Here is a 20185-nt window from a genome sequence, read left to right as displayed (position 1 = left end):
TCACCGCCGTCGGATACCGCCATGACCGCCGGATACCGCCACCACTGCCGGGCGGCCCACCACTCCGCCGCCGGACACCTGTGCCGCCAGACCACGACGGCAGCCGGATCAACACTGCCGCTGGACCGTCACCACCACCGGACCGCCTCCGTTGTCACTGTCTCCGTTGTCACTGCCGCCGGACCACAGCCGCTGCCGTGCCAACCATCCACGCCGGACCAGACACCGCCGGACGGCCCCGTGCCAGCACCTGCTCCAACGGCAGCACCTCACACTTCGGCAACCGCTCAGACAACCCCGGCATCCGCCCGGCAGCGGTTCCGTGCACAGTTGGCTGCCGGGTCGCTGACCCAGCCGTCATCGACATGGCCGGCTCGCCCGCCGCCACGTGGTCCGCTGGACACGGCCTCGCCACCCCGCCCGGCATCTCGGCGGGACGGCCGACCTCGCCCACCGAAGGCTCACCCGGACCCGATCGAGTACCCACCTCGACGTGCCCCTGAGCAGGCCGAATCGCAGGAAGAGCCGACGGTCCCGCGGAGCGTGGGACTTTGGTCACGAGGGCCATCAAGTCTTGCTCAGGTCCCTCCACCGACTGCCGAAGGGCGGTGTAGATCGGCTCCCGGTCCCGTCCCGCAGTGGGACGTCACCCCGGTGAGCCCCTGTGCGGCGTCCGGAAAGGGCGGCAACGATGGCTCTCGGCAAGGCCAAGGTCGGCGTGCGGCTTGGCGGATCCTTCACTGTCCTGGTGCTCCTCATCGTCTTCGCGGCCACTGCCGGGTGGTGGGGCCTGAACCAGCAGGACGACATCGGCAACCGCCTCGACCAGTTGCGACTCGTGCAGGACGACATCGACCAGGTCAAGTACGACGCCGCCGACCTCACCGGCTGGCAGGCCCTGATGATCGCCGACGCGGGTGCCTACGGCTCCGCCAAGGCCCTGGCCCCCGACGCCTACAACCGCGCAGCGGAACTCAAGGCCAAGGACGCCCTCTACGCCCACCTCAACTCCGCGCACGTCGACTCCCTGACCGCCGCCGAGCGCGCGATCTTCGCCACCCTCAAGCCCGCCTGGGACGACTTCTTCGCCTGGGACACCAAGATCGTGCAGTGGCTGCAGCAGGACGACTCGCAGGCGGCCCGCGCCCGCGCGATGGACAGCATCAACGGTGGCGAGGCCTCCGCCGCCTACGGCAAAGTCCTCGACGCCAGCACCAAGCTGTCCGAGTCGGTCAACGCCCGCATGAAGGCGCTGCAGGCTGAGGCGGACAGCGCCCAGTCCGGCAGCTCCTGGGTGCTCATCGCCACCCTGATCACCGCGCTCGTGCTGGCCACCGGCCTGGCCCTGTGGGCCACCCGCTCCGTCGTGCGCCCGCTGGCCGTGGTCGTGCGGTCCCTGGGCAAGCTGGAGCACGGCGACCTGACCGCCCGCGCCGACCTGCCGGGCACGGACGAGATCGCCCAGGTCGGCAACGCCGTCGACCGCACCATCGAGTCCCTGCGCGGCACCGTGACCACCCTCGCCGGGCACGCCAAGTCGCTCGCGTCGGCCTCGGACCGGCTGTCCGCGGTCTCCACCGACATCGCGGGCTCCGCCGCCGACGCCAGCTCCCAGGCGGGCGCCGTGACCAAGGCCGCCGAACTGGTGCTGCAGAACGTCGACACCGTCGCCACCGGCGGCACCGAGATGGGCGAGTCCATCCGCCAGATCGCCGACAACGCCAGCGAGGCCGCCGACGTCGCCACCAAGGCGGTGACCGTCGCGGAGCAGACCAACTCGACTGTCGCCAAACTGGGCGTGTCGTCCGTGGAGATCGGCAACGTGGTCAAGGTGATCACCTCGATCGCGGAGCAGACCAACCTGTTGGCGCTGAACGCCACCATCGAGGCCGCTCGGGCGGGCGACGCGGGCAAGGGGTTCGCCGTGGTCGCCGGTGAGGTCAAGGACCTGGCCCAGGAGACCGCCAAGGCCACCGAGGACATCATCACCCGCGTCGAGGCCATCCAGACCGACACCGCCGATGCGATCACCGCGATCGGTGAGATCGTGGCGACCGTCGGCCGGATCAGCGACTTCCAGATCGTCATCGCCGCGGCGGTGGAGGAGCAGACCGCCACCACCAACGAGATGAACCGCAGCCTCGCCGAGGCCGCGTCCAGCAGCCGCGAGATCGCCACCAACATCAACGGTGTCGCCTCGGCCACCAGCACCACGACCGCCGGTGTCCAGCACTGGCAGCAGGCCGCCACCGAACTGGCCCAGATGAGCGGCGAGATGCACAGCGTCGTCGCCCAGTTCCGCCTGTAGCAGGTCGACGACAGCAGTCGCCCACGGTTGCCCGGTACCCGGCCATGCCCGGATACCGGGCAACCGTGTTCCTGCCAGGCGGCATCCCGGTGAGACCGATCAACAGCCTCACCGGCGGCGCCCCGGCACTGGACAGCCGTTCCCGGCGTGCTCTGACGCGACACGTACCGACCCACAGCGGAGGACGGGAATCCTCCGCCGCGCAACCGCGGAGATCGTCCGAGGCGTCGAGCGCGGATCAGAGTGCTGCGTGTTCCCGGGATCAGAGCGTCGCGTCGAAGAGATCCGGCAGGACCGAACTCGAAGACGCCACCTCTGGGGAGCGGCATGTCCAGGCCGGGGCGCATGAGCGGGTTGGGTCATCCGATGCGTCGCCGGGGTGCGAATCCCGGAGGATGGTGGATGGCCTGCGGGTGAGGTGATCCCGCGAGCCATCCTCCGGAGTGGACGGCGACCCGTCGGGCGACCGCGCCCGACCATGCGACCTGGCGTTCCTTTATCCAGGACATATTGCTATTCAGTTGTATGGTTCATGTCCCATGTGGACTCCTTTCTGGCCGGATTTGCTTGTACGACCAGGTTCTCAGCGGCGCAACCCGCTGTCTGTGCCCGGCGAGAATCTGTGGACAACTCGCGGGCATGTGGATAACTCCGGCCGTCGGCGGTGGTCGGCGACGCCGATGATGATCTCTGCGCTACCGTGTCCCCAGGAGGCTGATCGCAGGTGCGGACGCGGATCGATTTCGTCCCTTATCCGGCATACGGACACGTCCTGCCGATGCTGGCGGTCGCCGAAGAACTCGTGCTCAGAGGGGTCCGCGTCCGCGTCGTCGTCGACAGCCGGTTCTCCGAGCTGGTTGCCGCAGCCGGTGCGGAGCCGATCTCGCCCGCCATGCGCGCCGATGTCTATGTGCCCGCCCGGATCGGGGGAGTGGGGACCGGGCGCTACCTCGCGGGCCGGGTACGCAAGCGCCTCGTCGACCGGCACACCCGACACGTCGTGGCCGATCTGCTCGCGGGCGAGTGGGCCGACCTGACGGTGGTTGACCCGGCAGTCCGCGCGGTGAATAGGTTCCTGTCCGGCTCGGGCGCTCCTGCCGTGCTGTTCAGCACGACCTTCCTATCCGGAAACGGACTCAGAGCGGCCAGACGGGAACGGCTGGCGCTGGTCAATGCCATCCGTTGCCTCCAACCGGGCGCGGCGCCGGAGGGCGCGCGGTTCGTCGGCCCGCTCCTGCCCAAGTTCACCGATCTTGGTGACACCTCGGATCTCGTTTACCCGCAAGGAGATCCGGTACTATACGTATCACCTGGGACAGTATGGGCATGGACTCCCGCATATATGCGCGCTGTGGTGGCGGCGTTCGCGGGCTCTCGATGGCGGGTCGTGGTGGCGACCGGTCCGGTGGATCCGACCATGCTCGGAAACCTGCCGGACAATGTCATCGCACGGAGGTTCATGCCCCAGCAGGCGGTGTTGGCGAGGTCTTCCGTTTTCCTGACGCACGCGGGTATGAACTCCAGCCTGGAGGCGTTGGCGGCGGGAGTACCGATGGTGGTGCGTCCGCGGGCGGCCGACCAGCGCCACATCGCCAAGACCCTGGTGCGGCTCGAGGTGGCCGTACGGGCGCCCAGGACGGTCGCCGACCTACGGGGTGCGGTGGAGTCGGTGGCGGCTGACGCGGGGGTGCGCGCGGCGGTCGGGGTGTGGCGCGAGAGGTTGGCGCGCCACACCCCCGTATCGGACGCGGCAGATCTGCTGCTGGATTTCGTCGAACACGGGCAGGGCGCGCGCACGGGTAGAGCGCGATCGGGCATCTGAGGTGCGCGGTATTCGAGTTGTGTCCTCGGACATCGCGCGAATTCGGCCTGCCTTCAGGTGGGTTCCCCTCGCTTGTGTCGATTTGTATGTCGTCGGCGTTGGTGAACTTGGTGACGGTGATACGTGTCGGCGTGCCCGGCATCGGGCTCTCGGGCCGTCGGAGGGTGGTGAACTGCGCCCCGGCGTTGAACCGGCGCGGCTAGAGTACGAGGCCGGAGCGAGAGAGGCGGGGGTCGCCGGTGGTGGACAGTGGGGTGCCGCGGTTGCTGCCCGGGGATGAGCCGGGCTTCCTCAACCGGGGGCGGGAGATCGATGCGTTCCGTCGGTTGGTCGTCGGCACCGGCCCTGTCGCGGTAGAGGGTCCAGGACGAATCTGGCTCACCGGCCCGCCTGGCATCGGCAAGACCACGTTGGCCGTGCGGTTGGGGAACCTGTTCGAGACGCGGTTCACCGACGGCATCCTCTACGCCGACCTCCGCGGTTCGACGCCCGACAACGCCGCCGATGTGGCCGACGTGTTGCGGCACTTCCTGCGCCAACTGGGCAAGGAGCCCGCCGAGATCCCCGGTGCCCTCGACGAACTGGCCGCCGACTTCCGCTCGCACACCGCCAACCGGGCCATCCTGGTGGTGCTCGACGACGCCCGGACGTCGGCTCAGGTGCGGCCACTGCTGCCGTCGTCGCCGGACGCGGTCGTGCTCGTCACCAGCAGGCGCCACCTGGACGGCCTGGTGTACAGCGGGTTCAGCCGCATCGAGCTGGAGAACTTCACCACCGACGACGCCATTCGGTTGGTGCGGGGCATCGTGGGTGCCGAGCGGTTCGCCGCCGAACCCGCCGCAGGCGAGCGGCTGGTCAACTTCTGCTCGGGGTTGCCGCTGGCGCTGCGCGTGGTGGCCGCGCGCATTCTCGCCCGCCGCACCCGCTCGCTCGCCGCCTTGGTCGACCAGATCACCAAGGCGCCGTTCGAACACCTGCGGTTGGAAGGTGACGCGCCGGTGGAAGCTGTCTTCGACGCGTCCTTCGCCGACCTCGACGAAGAACAACGCCGGGCCTACTGCCTGCTCGGCCAGATCCCCGCCGCCGAGTTCGACCTGGCCGCTGCCGCCGCTGTCCTGGACCGGTCGATCTCGGAGACCAACGACCTCGTCGACGACCTGGACGAAGCGTACCTGGTTCGCCGCGCCGATGACCGTGTCGCCATCCACAGCCTGGTTCGCGAGCACGCCCGCGCCCGTGCGGAGGCCGCCGACCTGGAGCCACGGGCGGCACGCCTCCGCGCGGTCGGCTGGTACCTCCGCAGGGCCGCCGCCCTCAGCAAGAACGTTTCCCGGCGGTGGAGCGTCAGTGCCCGAGCCGAGGCGATCGATCCCGCCTACGACGGCGACGACGCCTACCGACCCGCGGCCGCGGAGCTCGAACGCGACGACGCCGTGTACCCGGCGATCGCCGCGCTGGCCGACGAACTCTCGCTCGACCAAGCGTGCGCGGAACTCGGTGAGGCGCTGCAACCCTGGTACTACAACACCGACCGCACCTCGCACCTGCTCGCCGTGCTGCGGCTCGCGGTGCCCGCCGCCGACGCGCTCGGCGATGTCCGGCTCTCCATGCGCCTGCACCACGACCTCGGCTCCGCGCACGAGAAGGCGAAGGAGTTCCCTGCCGCGCTCCGGGAATTCGAGCGCGCCATGGGGTTGGCCCAGGAGTGCGGAGATCGGCTGGGTGAGGCGAGCGCGGTCGAGTGGTCCGGCTTGGTGCTGCGCCAGGTCGGCGACCACGCCTCGGCGGTTGACCGGTTCGAGCGGGCACGGGAAATCCTGCGCACGGGGGAGATCGAGAACCGGGAACACCGTGAACGGGCTCTCGTGCTGCTTTCACTGCACCGGGGAACCGATCTTGTCGCGCTCGGCCACACCGCGGAGGCGGATGCCGAGCTGCGCGACGCCCTCGAGTGGTTCCACGACCGGGGCGAGGTGATCAACGAGGCGCGCGCGTTGCTCGCGCTCGCGCCGATCTCGGGCGATCAGGCGCGTCCGACGTTGGAACGCGCGCTTGAGCTGTTCGCGGCGGGTGGTCTGCGGTCCAAGCAGATAGACGCCTTGGTGGCACTTGCCGAACTCGACTTCGCCGACGGTGAACAGGCCGCCGCGGTGGGCCGACTGCGAGAGGCTCGCGAGCTGGCACGGCAGATCGGCTTGTGGTCGGTGGTGGAGAGCCTAGACGAGCGGCTGGCTCGGCATTCCGTCTGATCAGGCGCGTCGCTCCGGTTGTGTGCTGGGCGATCAACGCCGGTTTGTTCAAGGCACACCGCGGGAATCTACGTGCGCTGCCCGCGCCTGATCAATCCACCCGAAACGGTGACGATTTCGCCAAAGCCAACTGATACCTTGTTGGTGGGCGTTGATTTCCTTCATCCAGGAACCCTCAGGACGTGGCCGAGATGTCGTAGTCGCGTGCCCCAACATGTGCCCGGACCGACGGCGTGAGTTCGCTGAGCTTCGCTCCGGAGAACAACCAGGCGGCGGCGACCGACGCGCACAGCCCGGCATCGGCGTTCGATGTCAGCGTGACCGTTTCCCCTTCCCGGGACCGGACGGTGGCTGACGTCCGTGACAGGACTGCGGCAAGCGCACATCCGGGATAGCGGGCCAAGAACTCGCTCAACGCCACATCGAGGTCTTCGTCGAGTTCCGAGTCGTACAGGAACAACACGTCGGCGTGCCCTCGGAGGCGTCGGCCGGGGTGGCGGGCGTGCACTGCCAAGTGCTGGTGGTCCGCCGTGAGGGTGGTCCGCGCGTCGGCCGGGTAGCGGCTGACCTTGACCGCCCGGCCGGTGACATGGGTGGCGGCATTCCACGCGGACACCCGGGACTCGGTGAGGTCGATGCCGGTGAGCGGCACCGGGTGCACCACTGGCTCGGGCTGTGGCTCCGGTAAGTCCAGGACCCGATAGAACAGCGACCGCAGTCGGTCCGGTGACTCGTCGGGGATGGACGACACCAGGCGCCGTACCGAGGGGTGGCTGTCGTGGCCGCGGGCGAGGGCTGCTTCCACCTGCGCGAGCAGGGGGTGGCCGGGGACGAGTCGTGGCGCGGATAGGCCCAGCGCGTGGACCGCTGAGCCTTGAGCGACGACGTCCTCGGGGAAGGCGGCCAGGAGCACGGGATGGCCCAGGGCGGCGGCGTAGCAGGTGACAGCGCCGTTGTCGCCGATCACGCAGTCGGCGGCGACGAGGGCGGCTTGCCAGCCGGTCAGGTCGGGGATCAGGACCAGCCCGGCCCGGGCGCAGTCGGCGAGCCAGGTCCGGATCTGCCGGGGACCATGGCCTCTGGTGGCGTTGGGGTGGATGATCGCGGCGGTTCGGAAACGGTCCACGGGCAGTTCGGCCAGCAGGGATCGGTAGAACTCAGGCCAGGATCCCAGCAGGGACCGGGTGGACCAGGTGGTCGAGACCACTACCAGGACCTGGTCCGGCGCGACGCCGAGGCGGGCGCGGTAGTGGTTGCGCAGGTCGCGGCTGGCGCGCATGCGGTCGAGGCACGGGTCGCCCGCGAGGACCGCCGTGTGCGCGGCCTGGGGTACCGCTGTCCGCAGGCGGGCCACGTCGTTGTCGTGGGCGAGTACCAGGGCGTCGGCGATGGGTTCGCCGTTGTCGAGGAGCCATTGGGCGGTCAAGCCGAAGACCTGGTCGGCGCCGCGTGCCCCGGGAGCGCGCTTGGTGTAGCCGACTCCGTGGGACAGCAGGACTTTCGGCCCGTGGAGGTCGGGGACGCCGCCGTGCGGACTGGCGGTCAGCACCAGGTCGAACCGGGTGGACAGCGCTTGGTCCCAGGGGATCGTCTTCAGGCCCAGGGCGGTGATGGCTTCGGGGAGGCCGTCGTTGAACGGGTCGGTGCCGCACGTGGTCGCCAGCAGTTGCACGCGGAAGTCGGAGTCGAAGAGGTCGATGACGTCGAGGAGCCGGGACAGCGTGGCGATGTTGTGCGCCACCACCAGCACCACCCGCTGAGGTGCGACCGTCACCCACCGGTCGGCGTCGATGCCGATCGGAACCCGCTGCCTCGTCATCCCCCACCCTCGACCGCCGTCCCCGGTCACCCAGCCTAGGGCCGTGCCGGTGGTCCGTCGCTACCATGGCCGGAATGGGCGAGTACGTGGTGCGGGTCGTCGGGGTGACCGAGTTGGCGGCCGCGGTCGAGCCGTTGGCGTGGCTTTACCGGCTCAGCTTCGTCGGGCCCCCGTGGAACGAGCGCGAGGAGCGGTTCGCGGCGTTCGCCGAGGTCTTCGCCGCGCACTTGGCGCATGAGGGTGTGCGCGGGGTGCTCGTGTGGAGTGGCGACGAGATCGTCGGCGCTGCCTACGGGTGGCGGGCGGCACCCGAGATACCCGACGCCCCGGCGTTCTACCAGGCTGTTCGCGGCGCGGTGGACAGCGCGGACCACCGCGGGCTCCGCGCGCCCGCGTTCGAGGTGGTGAACTTCATGGTCGACCCCGGCCACCAGCGAAGGGGCCTGGGCAGGCGGATGCTGAGTTGCCTCGTCGACGACGCTGACGGGGCGTGGTTGTGCACTCACCCGGAGGCACCCGCCAGGGCGCTCTACGAGTCGGCGGGGTTTGTCGTGCGGGGTGCGATCACCCTCGAGGACGTGCCGCTGGTGGTGATGACGCTCGACCGCCGATTGTGATCCGCGCGTCGGCTGTGGCCTGGGCGACTCCGCGCTCCCTAGACTCGCGGGCGAAATGTCCTGACATTGAGCGAAAGAAGGCTACTGGTGGGTTTGCAACTGGGTGACACCGCCCCCGACTTCACCGCGGAGACCACGGCCGGGTCGATCGAGTTCCACAGCTGGAAGAGCGGTTCGTGGGCCGTGCTGTTCAGCCACCCGGCCGACTTCACCCCGGTGTGCACCACCGAACTGGGGCGGGTCGCGCAGCTCCGCCAGGAGTGGGCGGCGCGCGGTGCCAAGCCGATCGCGCTGTCGGTCGACTCGGTCGCCGACCACAACCGCTGGGTGCCCGACATCGACGAGGTGAACGACACCACCGTCGAGTACCCGATCATCGCCGACCCGGACAAGCAGGTCGCCGGGCTCTACGGGATGATCCACCCGAACGAGGGCGACACGTCCTCCGTGCGGTCGGTCTTCATCATCGACCCGTCCGACAAGGTCCGGCTGACCCTGACCTACCCGAAGAGCGTCGGGCGCAACTTCGACGAGATCCTGCGCTGCCTCGACGCGCTGCAGCTCACCGACCGCGCCGCCGTGTCGACCCCGGTCGACTGGCGCAAGGGCGACCGGGTGATCGTGCCGCCGACCGTGTCGACCGACGACGCCAAGGCCAAGTACGGCGAGGTCGACGAGGTCAAGCCGTACCTGCGCTACGTCTCCGCCCCGCAGGACTGACGGCGTCCCGCCCGGTGGCCCCTCCGGCCGCCGGGCGGGCCCGCGGGTGTCACCCGGTCGGGGTTTGACCTCCACCTTACTCGAGGTAATAGCGTTGATCTTGAACGCGAGTGGAGCGTTGAACCGTTGCTGGAGAGGGGACTCGCCATGTCAGTGGCACCGAGCGCCGTGTCGGCGCCGATCCGGGTGGCTGTGATCATCGGAAGTGTCCGCAAAGGACGCTTCGGCCCGACCGTCGCCGGGTGGTTCGTCACCCAGGTCGCCCGTCACCCGGGTGTCGAGGTCGACCTGATAGACCTGATCGACTACGACCTGCCCGCCGCGCTGACCGACTCGCCGTCGCCCGAGATCGGCGCCAAGCTGGGCGAGTTGGACCCGCGCCTGACCGCCGCCGACGCCTTCGTAGTGGTGACGCCCGAGTACAACCACAGCGTCCCGGCGTCGCTGAAGAGCTTCATCGACTGGCACTTCGTCCAGTGGCAGGCCAAACCCGTCGCCCTGATCTCCTACGGCGGCATGGCGGGTGGATTGCGGGCCGTGGAACACCTCCGGCACATCTTCGCCGAGTTGCACGCGATGACCATTCGGGACTCCCTCAGCTTCCACAACTTCCACGCCCAGTTCGACGCGCAGGGGCAGCTGATCGAACCCGCAGGCGCGGAAGCCGCCGCCGATACCCTGGTGAACCAGTTGGGTTGGTGGGCAAGGGCGTTGCGGGAGGCCCGGGACAAGCACCCGTACGGCGCCTGATCCCGCCGCTCATCCAAGAATCACCCGCTGGTGTCAGGAAAAAGACGTGCGAAACCCCGAACCAGTCGGAAGAATGGGAAGCAACCAGATCGGTGGTGCGATCTGGACCAGGCATAGGTGGCTCGTGGGCGGCGCGCGATCGCGCCCGCGGTGAAGTCGTCAGGCCAATGCGAGCGTCAAGTACGCCATGCCGAGAACCGTTCGCCATCCGTGGAGCCAAAAGCTGCGGTGGGTGTCCGCTTTCGCCTTGACCTCGTCGAAGGCCGGGTGGCCTTGGTGAGTGGAAAGCCACTTCTCCCACCCCAGCGCGTGCTGGGACTGGAACGTGTCCCACTCGTCGAGTGAGGCCTGGGAGATCCACAACGGTCGGTAGCCGTGTTCCGTTGTGAGATCGACCAGATCGGCCATCGAACGGTATTCCTCGCGGGTGATCGGCATCCGCCGGAGGTTCTCCGCCGATGGCTCGCGCTCCCAGAAGCCCTCGCCCAGCAGCAACCGGCCACCCGGGCGAAGGAGCCGCTTGCCCGCTTCCAAGGCGTTGACGGTGTGGCGGGTCGGTTCACCGCCGAAGACCTGGCTCGCGCCGTTGACGATGAGGATGTCGGCCGAGCCGGACCAGGCGCCCGCGTCACCGACCTCCAACGTGACGCGGGTACCCAGGCCGCGGGCACTGGCGGCGGCCCGGCCGTGCTCGATGGCGGCCTGGTCGAGGTCCACACCGTGACCGGTCGCGGTGGGGTCGGTGGCGACCGCGCGCAGGAGGAACTCCGCCCAACCACAGCCGAGGTCGACCACATGCCTGCCCGCGAGCGGCCCGAGCGAGCGGACGAGTTGGTCCGCCCTGGATTCCGACAGCGGACCGTGGAAGATCAGGTCGTCATGCAGCGGCGGGATCTCCGGGTCGGTCATGGCGTGCAGGGTCACGCACCCGGGTGGCCAGTGCAACCGATATCCGCCTCGACTGGTTGGGCCATCCGGAGGTTGAGGCATCCGGCTCAACCTCGACCCGTTGTCCGCCGCCAGTGGACCTCGATTCCGCAGTGATGGCCACGGCGCGGCGGCCAGCCGCCGAGGCTGCCGCGCCGGTGGTCGGGATCGCCCGCGCGCACACCATCTTGTCCGTCGAGCGCGCCGCCCAGCGGTTGGTGGGCACCACCGGCGCCGGCGGCACCCACCGTGCCTGTGACGTGGTGTGGGTCAACCGGGTCGTGGACACCGTCGCCGAGCAGTGCGGCCTCGAACACGGCGTCGGTTCGCCAGTGTTCGAGGCCGCTGGTGCTGGGCCGCTGGTGCTGGGCCGCTGGTGCTGGGCCGCTGGTGCTGGGCCGCTGGTGCCGCGTCCGGGGTCTTCAACACCGCGCGGCAGGTGGGTGGGGTGCTGGGCAGCGCGACCACCGGGTTGCTGCTCCAGGTCGGCCTCGGCTTCGCGGTCCCGGCGGCGGCCCGCGAGTACGCGCGGTTCCTGCCGCCGCGCTACGCCGACGAGTTCGTCGAGCAGATCACCGCCGCCGCGGGCCGCTGCTCGGGGGGCGCTCGTTCGCGCGCCACCGTGTTTGTGGAGCGAGCGACCCTGCGGTTGGCGGGCATTTGCTGGGGTTGGCGGCACCCGCCGGGGCGCGGAGTGGTGGGTGGGAACGGTGGGCTCGGTGGCAGCGGGGCTTGGGCTCGAAGGAGGGGCGCAGGGTTTGAGAGGTGGGTTCTGAGGGCGGCGTCTGTGGGCTCTGCGTTGGGACTGCGCCGATCGGCGGATGGAACGACGGCGCCGGCAGGAAGCCCGAGGTTCCGGCTTTGAGCCCGGCGACGGCAGGCTTGTTGAGGTTGACGGTCGTGACGATCAGCATCTGGGCCGTGGGCTGTGGCTGATGGACTTGTCGATGCGGTGATGCCCTGGTCGTCGACCATGTCCATTGAGGTGGTGGGCGGCTGGCGCGGTGGGTGCGATGTCTGGGTTGTCGAAGCAGCTCGTGTAGGCATTCCGCCGTGTGGTTCGGACCAATATGGTGCACCCCGACCCAGGAAAGGGGTGGGGCATATGGCAGTGGTGCGACGGATCGCCGCCGCGGTGGTGGGACTGGCCTCTGTGGTGGCGTTGGCGGTGCCGGCGGGTGCCGCGGGCGGGCCGACCGGGGAGGTCGTCTACCGGACCCGTGGTGATGGGCAGGTGTTGGCGTTGACCTTCGACGACGGGCCGTCCCCGCAGTGGACGCCGCAGGTGCTTGACCTGTTGCGGGAGAACAAGGTTCGGGCTGTGTTCTGCCTGCTGGGCAGTCAGGTTGAGCTCTACCCCGACCTGGTCCGGCGGATCGTTGCCGAGGGGCACGCGGTGTGTGACCACTCCGTCAAGCACGACGACCTGGGTTCGATGCCTGTCGAGCAGGCGCGCGCCGACATCGTCGCCACGCGCGATGCCATTCGTCGGGCCGCGGGCAACCCGAACTTGCCCGTCCCGTACTTCCGCGCGCCCTTCGGAAGTTGGGGGGCGACGCCGCAGATCGCGGCCGAGCTCGGGATGTCCGCTCTGGCGTGGACCGTCGACCCCCGGGACTGGGATGGCTCGCCGAGTGACGTGCTCGTCGGACGCCTGAGCTCGGCGGTGTATCCCACGGCGGTCGTGCTCAGCCACGACGGGGGTGGGGATCGTGGGCCGACGGTCGCGGCCTACCGGCAGATGATCCCGCAGTGGCAGCGGTCCGGCTGGGTGTTCGACCTGCCCGCGGTGACCGGTGGCCCGTACCCGCCTGCCTGCACCGCGCCGTCCTGGGGGCGCGACACCAGCTATCCCGGTGGGAGCAGGGTTTCCTACCAGGGGAGAGTTTACCAGGCCGATTGGTGGGTGCGCGTGGAAAGCCCCACAAAGGCCCCTTGGGTCTGGGTGGATCTTGGCGCTTGCTGACACCTGGTGTTGGATCGGTGAATGCCCCGGGGATTCGGCAGGTCTGTTCACCGCAACCTGATGTTCGCTCGAGCGCTCTGGTTGGTGGTGCGCGGGGGGACTGATGTACCGAAGGCGCGGTCGGGCTTTCCTACGGCAAGACGGTGCGACCGGTTCTGTGGGCCGTGTTGGGTGTTAACGGCCTGGAACTGGTCATTGTGCACATCGCTCTGTCGTGGGAGCCCGGCCGCGTCGCGTTGTTCGTCCTGGGTGTCGTGGGCGTGGTGTGGGTCTTGGGCGTGATCGCCACCCTCCACAAGTGCCCGCACGTGATAAGCGATCGGGAACTGCGCCTTCGGCCCGTGTTCGCCGCGTCGGTTCGGGTGCCGGTGGGCGACATCGAGTCGGTTCGCGCGATCACCCGCTCGCGTTCCCTGAAGCGGGTCGCGGAGATCATCGATGGCGATACCCTCGTGTTCGAGGAGTCGTCGTCGAGCAACGTGACAGTCGATCTGCGCGTTCCGCTTGAGGTCGACCTCGGCCGTGGGGGAGCGGGGGCGGTGCGTCGGATCGACTTCTGGGTCGACGAACCGGCCGTCGCCGTTTCCGCTATCCGTGACAGGATCAGGCAGGGGGATTAGGCGTGGCCGCTGAGGAGTCTCCGCTGGCGGAGTGGAAGTCCGCGGTGGAGCCGATCCTGGACCGGCTCAAGGATGTCGACCTGCCGTCGGACTTCTCGTTCGACTTCACGGTGGTGTCGCCGGCTCGCCTGGAGGTCATGCTGGGCGAGCGGGACGATCAGGGCTTCGGTGAGGGCGTGGTCGCCTATGTCGGCGAGTCGTTGATCCGCGCGGGCAACGGTGACTGGGACTGGGACGAGATCGACGAGGTGCCCGTGGTCTCCTCCGACGAGGTGCTGGGGTTGCCGTTGATCGACCCGGGCGCGTTGCTTGGTTGGGCCCGGGTGACCGGGTCGGGCACGGTGTTCGCCGATGCGATCGGCGGGCTGGCGGATGTGGTCGCCGCGTATCGGGCGGCGCATCCGAAGTGGACGCCGCGCAGGTCCCCGGACGACATCGACGTCCACTCGTTCATCCGGCACGAATGGCTTGTCGCCTGGTTGGCCGAGCGCGTGGCCGGGTTCCACGCGTGGGTGTCCGCTCTCGGCGTGGACGCCGCGTGGCTCGACTTCGGTCTCGACTCGCTGGACCGAGTGGAGGCCTTGCTGTGCGCGGAGTTCGGGACTCGTGACGAGTTCAAGGCGCGGCAGGATGGCGACTTGGTGCAGGGTGCGGCCTGGTACGTGGGTGAGGTTGCCTGCCGGGACTTGCGCGCGGCGTGGCTCTACCACGAGGACCCGTTGGGGTATGAGGTGTCCGGTGATGCCTGGGCGGGCACGCCGTATGTGAGTCAGAACGGACGCGACGGGGCCTCCGCTTCGCCACTCGCGGCGCTGAGGGTCGCAGTGCGGGATCGCGTGCCGCGGACTCTTCGCGGGCGGTTCTCCCATTTCAAGTAGTACCGGGGTGGGATGTCGCCGATGTGCCTGGTCGGTCACAGGATCAGGGTGTGGGGGACTCTGCCGGTGGTGCGGTGGTAGCGGCGGAGGAGATCGAGTCGACGCCGGTGAGAGCCGAGGTGGCGTTCGAGGCGTAGTAAGGGGTTTCGCCGTGGGGGTGGGAATGCGCCGGCCAGCGCGTCGTGGAGAGCGGCGGGTGAAATGCCGACCTGGGTGATGGTCCACGCGGCGCCGGGGTCGACGCCTGCCAGGACCAGGGCGAGGTGTTCGGGACGATGAGCGCGTTCCCGCCTGGCGAGGGCGAGGCGAAGGGACGCGGCGTAGGCGGCCTGGGCGTCGAGGCCGATCGGGGGAGCGGCGCGCGCGGCGCGTTCACGGGCCCGGGCGGCGGCCAACGGGAACAGGGGTTCACGACCCAGGGGACGGTCCAGCGCCGAGACCGGGAGGAGCCCTGCCACGTCGACTCCCAGCGGCGCCAACATTTCCCGGTCCGCCGCGGCACCCGCGCCGTGGTCGCCGACCTCCCGCACCACCGGGGTGAGTACGCCCTCGGTAATGCCGTGTGCCGCCAGCGCGTCGGCGACCGGTGTGTCCACTGTGGTGAGAGCGAGCACGAGGTGTTCGCTGCCGACCCGTGGATGGGCGAAGCGGCGGGCCGTGGTGCCCGCGGCCCGCATGACGCGAGTCAGGGAGTGGTGATCTCCTTGGAACATGAGGCCCTCCGGCGTGGGAAGCGAGACCGAGCGCGCTTGGTGGGGCGCCGAGTCGTTCGGTGAACCGGGTCAGTCGGTGAGGTGTCGGTACTTGCGGTGAACCGTCTGCTTCGTGACCCCGAGGCGCAGGGCCACGTCGTGCCAGGACCAGCCCGCGCGGCGGGCGGCGGTGACCTGTTCGGCTTCCAGGTGTTCCACGAGGCGCCGGAGGCGGGCGACGGTACGGAGGGCGGTGTCGTGGTCGCCGGTGACCTTCGCCTGGTCCAAGGCCGCGTCGAGGGACATGGCGTCAGCATATGCTGACGCCGGAAGATGCGTCAACACATGCTGACGCCGGCGCGTGGGGCGACCGGGTCGCCCAGTGGGCTAGCTGAGCATCGTGGCGGCCCACTGGGAGATGTCGTCGCGGCGGAGGGCGGCGGCCATGAGCTCGGGGAAGAGGTCGGGGGTGCAGGCGAAGGCCGGGATGCCGAGTTCCGCGAGGGCGGCGGCGTTCTCCTCGTCGTAGGAAGGCCTTCCGGAGTCCAACAGGGCCAGGAGGGTGACCACCTGCACGCCCGCCTCCACCAGTTCGGCGGCTCGACGGAGCAGGTTGGCGCGGACACCACCCTCGTAGAGGTCGCTGATCAGGACCAGGATCGTGTTCTCCGGCTGGGTGATCAGCCCCTGGCAGTAGGCCAACGCGCGGTTGATGTCCGTACCGCCGCCGAGTTGGGTGCCGAAGAGGACGTCGACCGGGTCGGCGAGGTTCTCGGTGAGGTCGACCACGGCGGTGTCGAAGGCGACGAACCTGGTTCGCAACGCGCGCATCGAGGCGAGAACCGCGCCGAAGAGTCCGGAGTAGACCACGGACTCGGCCATCGAGCCCGATTGGTCGACCGCGAGGATGACCTCGCGCTGGACGCTGTGCTGTTTGCGGCCGTGACCGATGAGGCGTTCGGGGATGATCGTGCGCAGGTCGGGGGAGTAGTGCTTGAGGTTGGCCTGGATGGTCCGGGGCCAGTCGATGTCCGCCGGGCGGGGGCGGTGCGTGCGGGACGCCTTGTCGAGCGCGCCGCGGACCGCCGCGCGGGTCGGCTCGGCCAGGCGCCGCTCCAACTCGGCGACGACCTTGCGGACCACCTCCCGCGCGGTTTCCTTGGTCTCCTCGGGGATCACGCCGTTGAGCGACAGCAGCGTGCCCACCAGGTGCACGTCCGGTTCCACCGCGGACAGCAGTTCGGGCTCCAGCAGCATCCTGGTCAACCCGAGCCGGTCGACCGCGTCGCGCTGCATCACCTGCACCACCGTGCCTGGGAAGTACCGGCGGATGTCGCCGAGCCACCGCGCCACGCGCGGCGCCGACGCCCCGAGCCCGGCCGAGCGGGGTGTGCCGTCGCCGCGACCGCCGGAGTCGTAGAGCGCTGACAGCACCCCGTCCACCCCGCTGTCCGCCGCGGACAACTTCTGGTCCGGCCCCTCGCCGCCCAGGACCAGCCGCCAGCGCCGCAAGCGCTCGGCCTCGGACGTGGTCTCGCTCATCCCGCCACCCCCAACAACGCGCGCAGCACCGGCAGCACGGCCGCGGCACGCTCCTCGTCCAACACCACGGATTCACTCGATACCCGCACCGCGCCCGCCAGCCCGGCCGCGCGCTCGCCGATGGCCCGCTTCTCCGGGCCCGCGTACGCGCCGAAGGTCCGGCGCAGCAGTGGGAGCACCTCGGTGAACATCGAGCCCGGGATCGCGGTGAGCCACGCGTCGACCGTGCGCAACAGGCGTTCGTCGTGCACCAGCAGGAGCGCGCCGCCCGCGAAGAAGCCCTCGACGAACGCCGCGCCCTCCACCGGCGCGACGCCCGGGGTGAGGACCCGGCCGAGGCGCAGTTCGACCTCCGCCGAGTCCAGCCGGTCGGCGTCGTGCAGGACACGGATCACCCGACCCGCCAACAGCTTGGGTAAGGACTCTCGCGCGGCCAGCCGGACCAGGGCCGTGAGCCAACGCTGCCTGGCCTCGTCACCGAGCAGACCGGTGGCGTCGTGCACCGCGGTGACGAGTTCGCCGAACCGGGCCGCGGCCGCGTCGTCGATGCCGTGCGTGGCGGGTGGCAGGCCCGCGCACACCCGTTCCAACATCCGCAGCGCCACCGCGCGCAGCGAACCCGTGTCGGTGCCGCGCACGTCGCCGTAGCGAGTCGCCCTTGTCAGCGCCGGTAGTGCCGTCATCAGGTGCGTGATGTCGGTGTCCGACGCGGCCCGGGAATCCAAGGCGGCCAACGCGTCCGGCAACGCGTCGGACAGGTCCGCGAGTAGGCAGTTCTCCACCGCCTCGGTGATCTCGGACAGCGGCGGTGCCCCGGCCACCGCCTCCTGGACCTTCGCCGTCGAGGCCGCGACAACCGTTGTGCCGTACACGGCGGCGGCCACCAGGTCGACCTCGAACCCGGGCTCCCACGCCAGGTCCCAGGTCTCCCGGAACGTGCCCTTGTTCTGCTTCGTCGACTTCCGCGGCGTACCCCAGTGGATACCGAGCAGCCGCAGCCGGTGCAGCAGCCGCGACCGGTCCAGCCCGCCGGGGGTGCGCAGGTCGAGGTCGAGTTCGCGGCTCAACGGGTCGCGCGCCAGCCGCAGCCGCTTGGCCGCCGCGATCAGGTCGGAGGTCAGCGGTGGTCGCGGCACCGCCTCGGGCACCGAGCCCAGCCGTTCGCCGACCAGCAGCCGGGCGGTGACGAAGTCGGCGCGCACGTCATCACCGGCGCACAGCACCGCGCGGGTCGCCTCCGACACCTCCGCCAACCCGGCGGAGGCACGGCCGCGCAGCGCCGCCAGCGTGTCGGAGAGCCGGACCGCCTCGATCACGTGTGCCGTGGACACCGGCAGGTCTTCCTCGCGCAGCACCCCCGCGACCGCGGTCAGCCAGCGCGCGGTGGAGTCCGACTCGGTGGTGAACAGGTGGTGGTACCAGCCCGGTGACCGGACACCCGCGCCGTAGCCGCTGCTCGCGGCGAGCCTGCCGTGCGTCCACGGTACCCAGGTGCAGGTGACCTTCCGCTTGGGCAGACCGCGGAGGATCTCCTGGTCGCGTGCCGCGGGCGGCAGCGGATCGGCCAGCGCGGGCACGTGCCAGGCCCCGCACACCACCGCGATGCGCTCGAAGCCCTCCTTGCGCGCCTTGCGCAGCACGGTCCGCATGTGCGCCTCGCGCCTGCGCTCACGTTCGTCGGTGACCTCGCGGTCCTCCCGCAGCGCCGTCATCGCCTCGGCGATCACCTCGAACGGCGACTCGGCGTCCCGCCGCGACTCCACCACGTCGTCCCACCAGCGCTCCGGGTCGTCGTAGCCACCCGCCGCCGCCAACTCGGCCAGCGGGTCAGCGCTGATCGACTCCGCCGGGGCCCCGCAGGGGTCCTCCGCGAACTGGTACGCGGCGGGCAGGTCGCAGAAGCGCACCGGCACGCCCGCGCCCACGGCGTACCGGATCGCCCGCCACTCCGGGCTGAACGCCGCGAACGGCCAGAACGCCGCCCGGGACACGTCGTCGGCGGCGTAGGCCAGCAGCGCCACCGGGGGCACCAGCGACTCGTCCGCCGCGTGCGCGACGAGCCCGTCGGCCTCCGGCGGTCCCTCGATCAGGACCAGGTCCGGGGCGATCGCGGCCAGCCGCGCGGCCACGGCCCGGGCCGAGCCGGGACCGTGGTGGCGGATGCCGAGCAGGTGGGTGGTCATCGGCCCGCGATCTCCTGGCCCGCCCGGTAGAAGTCGGCCCAGCCGTCGCGCTCGCGGACCACGGTCTCCAGGTACTCGACCCAGATCGCGCGGTCGGCGACCGGGTCCTTGACCACCGCGCCGAGGATGCCCGCGGCCACGTCGTGCGGTCGCAGCACGCCGTCGCCGAAGTGCGCCGCCAAGGCGAGGCCGCCGGTCAGCACGCTGATCGCCTCGGCCGTGGACAACGTGCCCGACGGCGTCTTCACCGCGGTGCGGCCGTCCTCCGTGCGACCCGACCGCAGCTCGCGGAACACCGTGACCACGCGCCGGATCTCGGACAGCGCGGCGGCCTCCGCGGGCAGTTCCAGCGACCGGCCCAACTGCGCGACCCGGCGGCTGACGATCTCCACCTCGGCGTCGGCGCTGTCCGGCAGCGGGAGCACCACGGTGTTGAACCGGCGGCGCAGCGCGCTGGACAGCTCGTTGACGCCCTTGTCCCGGTTGTTCGCCGTGGCGATCATGTTGAACCCCGGCCGGGCCTGCGTCTCGGTGTTCAGCTCCGGCACCGGCAGCGTCTTCTCGGACAGGATCGTGATCAACGTGTCCTGCACGTCGGCCGGGATGCGGGTCAGCTCCTCCAGCCGGGCGATCTTGCCGTCGCGCATCGCCCGCAGCACCGGGCTCTCCACGATCGCCTGCTCGCTTGGCCCCTCGGCGATCAGCCGGGCGTAGTTCCAGCCGTAGCGGATGGACTCCTCCGATGTGCCCGCCGTGCCCTGCACCAGCAGGGTCGAGTCCCCGCTGATCGCCGCGGCCAGGTGCTCGGACACCCAGGTCTTGGCGGTGCCGGGCACGCCGAGCAGCAGCAGCGCGCGGTCGGTGGCCAGGGTGGCGACCGCGACCTCCATCAGCCTGCGCGGGCCGACGTACTTCGCGCTGATCTCGGTGCCGTCGGCGGTCACGCCGCCCAGCAGGTAGGTCACCACCGCCTGCGGCGACAGCCGCCACGACGACGGCCGGGGCCGGTCGTCCGCGGTGGCCAGCGCCGCCAGCTCGGCCGCGTACTCGTCCTCGGCGTGCGGCCGGAGAACTGCGGTGGTCATGTCGACT

Annotated in this window: 17 protein-coding genes; 10 read left to right on the top strand and 7 right to left on the bottom strand. The window is 70.2% G+C overall.

Annotated elements, in window-relative coordinates:
• Window positions 1-691: 691 nt before the first annotated feature.
• The 3 genes from V5P93_RS26210 (at window position 692) to V5P93_RS26200 (ending at window position 6379) form a co-directional block, all read left to right on the top strand.
• Window positions 692-2308, top strand: a complete 1617-nt coding sequence (locus V5P93_RS26210) for a methyl-accepting chemotaxis protein (protein ID WP_104483299.1) — start codon at window positions 692-694, stop codon at window positions 2306-2308.
• A 724-nt stretch (window positions 2309-3032) separates the two neighbouring features.
• On the top strand, window positions 3033-4130 hold the full coding sequence (locus tag V5P93_RS26205; protein ID WP_104483300.1) for a glycosyltransferase: 1098 nt from the start codon (window positions 3033-3035) through the stop codon (window positions 4128-4130).
• A gap of 242 nt (window positions 4131-4372) precedes the next feature.
• A complete protein-coding gene (locus V5P93_RS26200; protein ID WP_374065086.1) occupies window positions 4373-6379 on the top strand; it encodes an NB-ARC domain-containing protein in 2007 nt (668 codons plus the stop codon).
• 175 nt (window positions 6380-6554) lie between these two features.
• Here the strand turns inward: V5P93_RS26200 and V5P93_RS26195 are convergent, their stop codons facing one another.
• On the bottom strand, window positions 6555-8198 hold the full coding sequence (locus V5P93_RS26195) for a hypothetical protein (RefSeq protein ID WP_104483302.1): 1644 nt from the start codon (window positions 8196-8198) through the stop codon (window positions 6555-6557).
• Between the two features lie 74 nt (window positions 8199-8272).
• On the opposite strand from V5P93_RS26195, the gene V5P93_RS26190 reads away from it, so the two are divergent.
• From V5P93_RS26190 to V5P93_RS26180, 3 genes are all read left to right on the top strand, one after another.
• Window positions 8273-8815, top strand: a complete 543-nt coding sequence (locus tag V5P93_RS26190) for an N-acetyltransferase (protein ID WP_181043934.1) — start codon at window positions 8273-8275, stop codon at window positions 8813-8815.
• Between the two features lie 87 nt (window positions 8816-8902).
• Window positions 8903-9535, top strand: coding sequence for a peroxiredoxin (locus tag V5P93_RS26185; protein WP_104483304.1), 633 nt, complete (start codon window positions 8903-8905; stop codon window positions 9533-9535).
• A gap of 147 nt (window positions 9536-9682) precedes the next feature.
• Entirely contained in the window at window positions 9683-10285 is a 603-nt protein-coding gene (locus V5P93_RS26180; protein WP_104483305.1) for an NADPH-dependent FMN reductase, read from the top strand.
• 159 nt (window positions 10286-10444) lie between these two features.
• On the opposite strand, the gene V5P93_RS26175 is transcribed toward V5P93_RS26180, so the two are convergent.
• A complete protein-coding gene (locus tag V5P93_RS26175; RefSeq protein WP_104483331.1) occupies window positions 10445-11194 on the bottom strand; it encodes a cyclopropane-fatty-acyl-phospholipid synthase family protein in 750 nt (249 codons plus the stop codon).
• Window positions 11195-11217: 23 nt separating this feature from the next.
• Here V5P93_RS26175 and V5P93_RS26170 point away from each other — a divergent pair, with 23 nt between their 5' ends.
• The 4 genes from V5P93_RS26170 (at window position 11218) to V5P93_RS26155 (ending at window position 14676) form a co-directional block, all read left to right on the top strand.
• A complete protein-coding gene (locus V5P93_RS26170; protein WP_374065085.1) occupies window positions 11218-11988 on the top strand; it encodes a lysine 5,6-aminomutase subunit alpha TIM-barrel domain-containing protein in 771 nt (256 codons plus the stop codon).
• Window positions 11989-12185: 197 nt separating this feature from the next.
• On the top strand, window positions 12186-13178 hold the full coding sequence (locus tag V5P93_RS26165) for a polysaccharide deacetylase family protein (RefSeq protein ID WP_374065084.1): 993 nt from the start codon (window positions 12186-12188) through the stop codon (window positions 13176-13178).
• A 143-nt stretch (window positions 13179-13321) separates the two neighbouring features.
• Window positions 13322-13798 carry a hypothetical protein gene (locus V5P93_RS26160; RefSeq protein WP_146108388.1) on the top strand — a complete coding sequence of 159 codons (477 nt, stop codon included), beginning with the start codon at window positions 13322-13324 and terminating at the stop codon, window positions 13796-13798.
• A gap of 44 nt (window positions 13799-13842) precedes the next feature.
• Window positions 13843-14676: a hypothetical protein gene (locus V5P93_RS26155; RefSeq protein ID WP_146108389.1), complete on the top strand. Its 834-nt coding sequence runs from the start codon at window positions 13843-13845 to the stop codon at window positions 14674-14676.
• 35 nt (window positions 14677-14711) lie between these two features.
• On the opposite strand, the gene V5P93_RS26150 is transcribed toward V5P93_RS26155, so the two are convergent.
• The 5 genes from V5P93_RS26150 to V5P93_RS26130 all read right to left on the bottom strand — a co-directional run bounded on the left by V5P93_RS26150 (window position 14712) and on the right by V5P93_RS26130 (window position 20178).
• Window positions 14712-15389, bottom strand: coding sequence for a Clp protease N-terminal domain-containing protein (locus tag V5P93_RS26150; protein WP_104483309.1), 678 nt, complete (start codon window positions 15387-15389; stop codon window positions 14712-14714).
• Window positions 15390-15458: 69 nt separating this feature from the next.
• The gene (locus V5P93_RS26145) at window positions 15459-15674 is read right to left on the bottom strand and encodes an RNA polymerase subunit sigma-70 (RefSeq protein ID WP_104483310.1); all 216 of its coding nucleotides are present in this window, start codon (window positions 15672-15674) and stop codon (window positions 15459-15461) included.
• 81 nt (window positions 15675-15755) lie between these two features.
• Window positions 15756-16910 carry a VWA domain-containing protein gene (locus V5P93_RS26140; RefSeq protein WP_104483311.1) on the bottom strand — a complete coding sequence of 385 codons (1155 nt, stop codon included), beginning with the start codon at window positions 16908-16910 and terminating at the stop codon, window positions 15756-15758.
• Window positions 16907-19093 (bottom strand): DUF5682 family protein, encoded by a 2187-nt coding sequence (locus V5P93_RS26135; RefSeq protein ID WP_104483312.1) that lies wholly within the window; start codon window positions 19091-19093, stop codon window positions 16907-16909. Before V5P93_RS26135 ends, V5P93_RS26140 begins: the two co-directional genes overlap by 4 nt.
• Entirely contained in the window at window positions 19090-20178 is a 1089-nt protein-coding gene (locus tag V5P93_RS26130) for an AAA family ATPase (protein WP_104483313.1), read from the bottom strand. The genes V5P93_RS26135 and V5P93_RS26130 overlap by 4 nt, the downstream gene beginning before the upstream one ends.
• Between the last annotated feature and the right edge of the window lie 7 nt (window positions 20179-20185).

The organism is Actinokineospora auranticolor, from assembly GCF_041897805.1.
GTDB lineage: Bacteria > Actinomycetota > Actinomycetes > Mycobacteriales > Pseudonocardiaceae > Actinokineospora > Actinokineospora auranticolor.
This window is presented reverse-complemented; position numbering and strand designations above follow the sequence as displayed.

Excerpts from the sequence above, each read along its gene's own strand:
- V5P93_RS26175 (WP_104483331.1), bottom strand. The coding sequence starts at position 11,194 with ATGACCGACCCGGAGATCCCGCCGCTGCATGACGACCTGATCTTCCAC.
- V5P93_RS26145 (WP_104483310.1), bottom strand. The coding sequence starts at position 15,674 with ATGTCCCTCGACGCGGCCTTGGACCAGGCGAAGGTCACCGGCGACCAC.
- V5P93_RS26150 (WP_104483309.1), bottom strand. The coding sequence starts at position 15,389 with ATGTTCCAAGGAGATCACCACTCCCTGACTCGCGTCATGCGGGCCGCG.
- V5P93_RS26135 (WP_104483312.1), bottom strand. The coding sequence starts at position 19,093 with ATGACCACCCACCTGCTCGGCATCCGCCACCACGGTCCCGGCTCGGCC.
- V5P93_RS26210 (WP_104483299.1), top strand. The coding sequence starts at position 692 with ATGGCTCTCGGCAAGGCCAAGGTCGGCGTGCGGCTTGGCGGATCCTTC.
- V5P93_RS26140 (WP_104483311.1), bottom strand. The coding sequence starts at position 16,910 with ATGAGCGAGACCACGTCCGAGGCCGAGCGCTTGCGGCGCTGGCGGCTG.
- V5P93_RS26195 (WP_104483302.1), bottom strand. The coding sequence starts at position 8,198 with ATGACGAGGCAGCGGGTTCCGATCGGCATCGACGCCGACCGGTGGGTG.
- V5P93_RS26180 (WP_104483305.1), top strand. The coding sequence starts at position 9,683 with ATGTCAGTGGCACCGAGCGCCGTGTCGGCGCCGATCCGGGTGGCTGTG.
- V5P93_RS26130 (WP_104483313.1), bottom strand. The coding sequence starts at position 20,178 with ATGACCACCGCAGTTCTCCGGCCGCACGCCGAGGACGAGTACGCGGCC.
- V5P93_RS26190 (WP_181043934.1), top strand. The coding sequence starts at position 8,273 with ATGGGCGAGTACGTGGTGCGGGTCGTCGGGGTGACCGAGTTGGCGGCC.
- V5P93_RS26165 (WP_374065084.1), top strand. The coding sequence starts at position 12,186 with ATGTCCATTGAGGTGGTGGGCGGCTGGCGCGGTGGGTGCGATGTCTGG.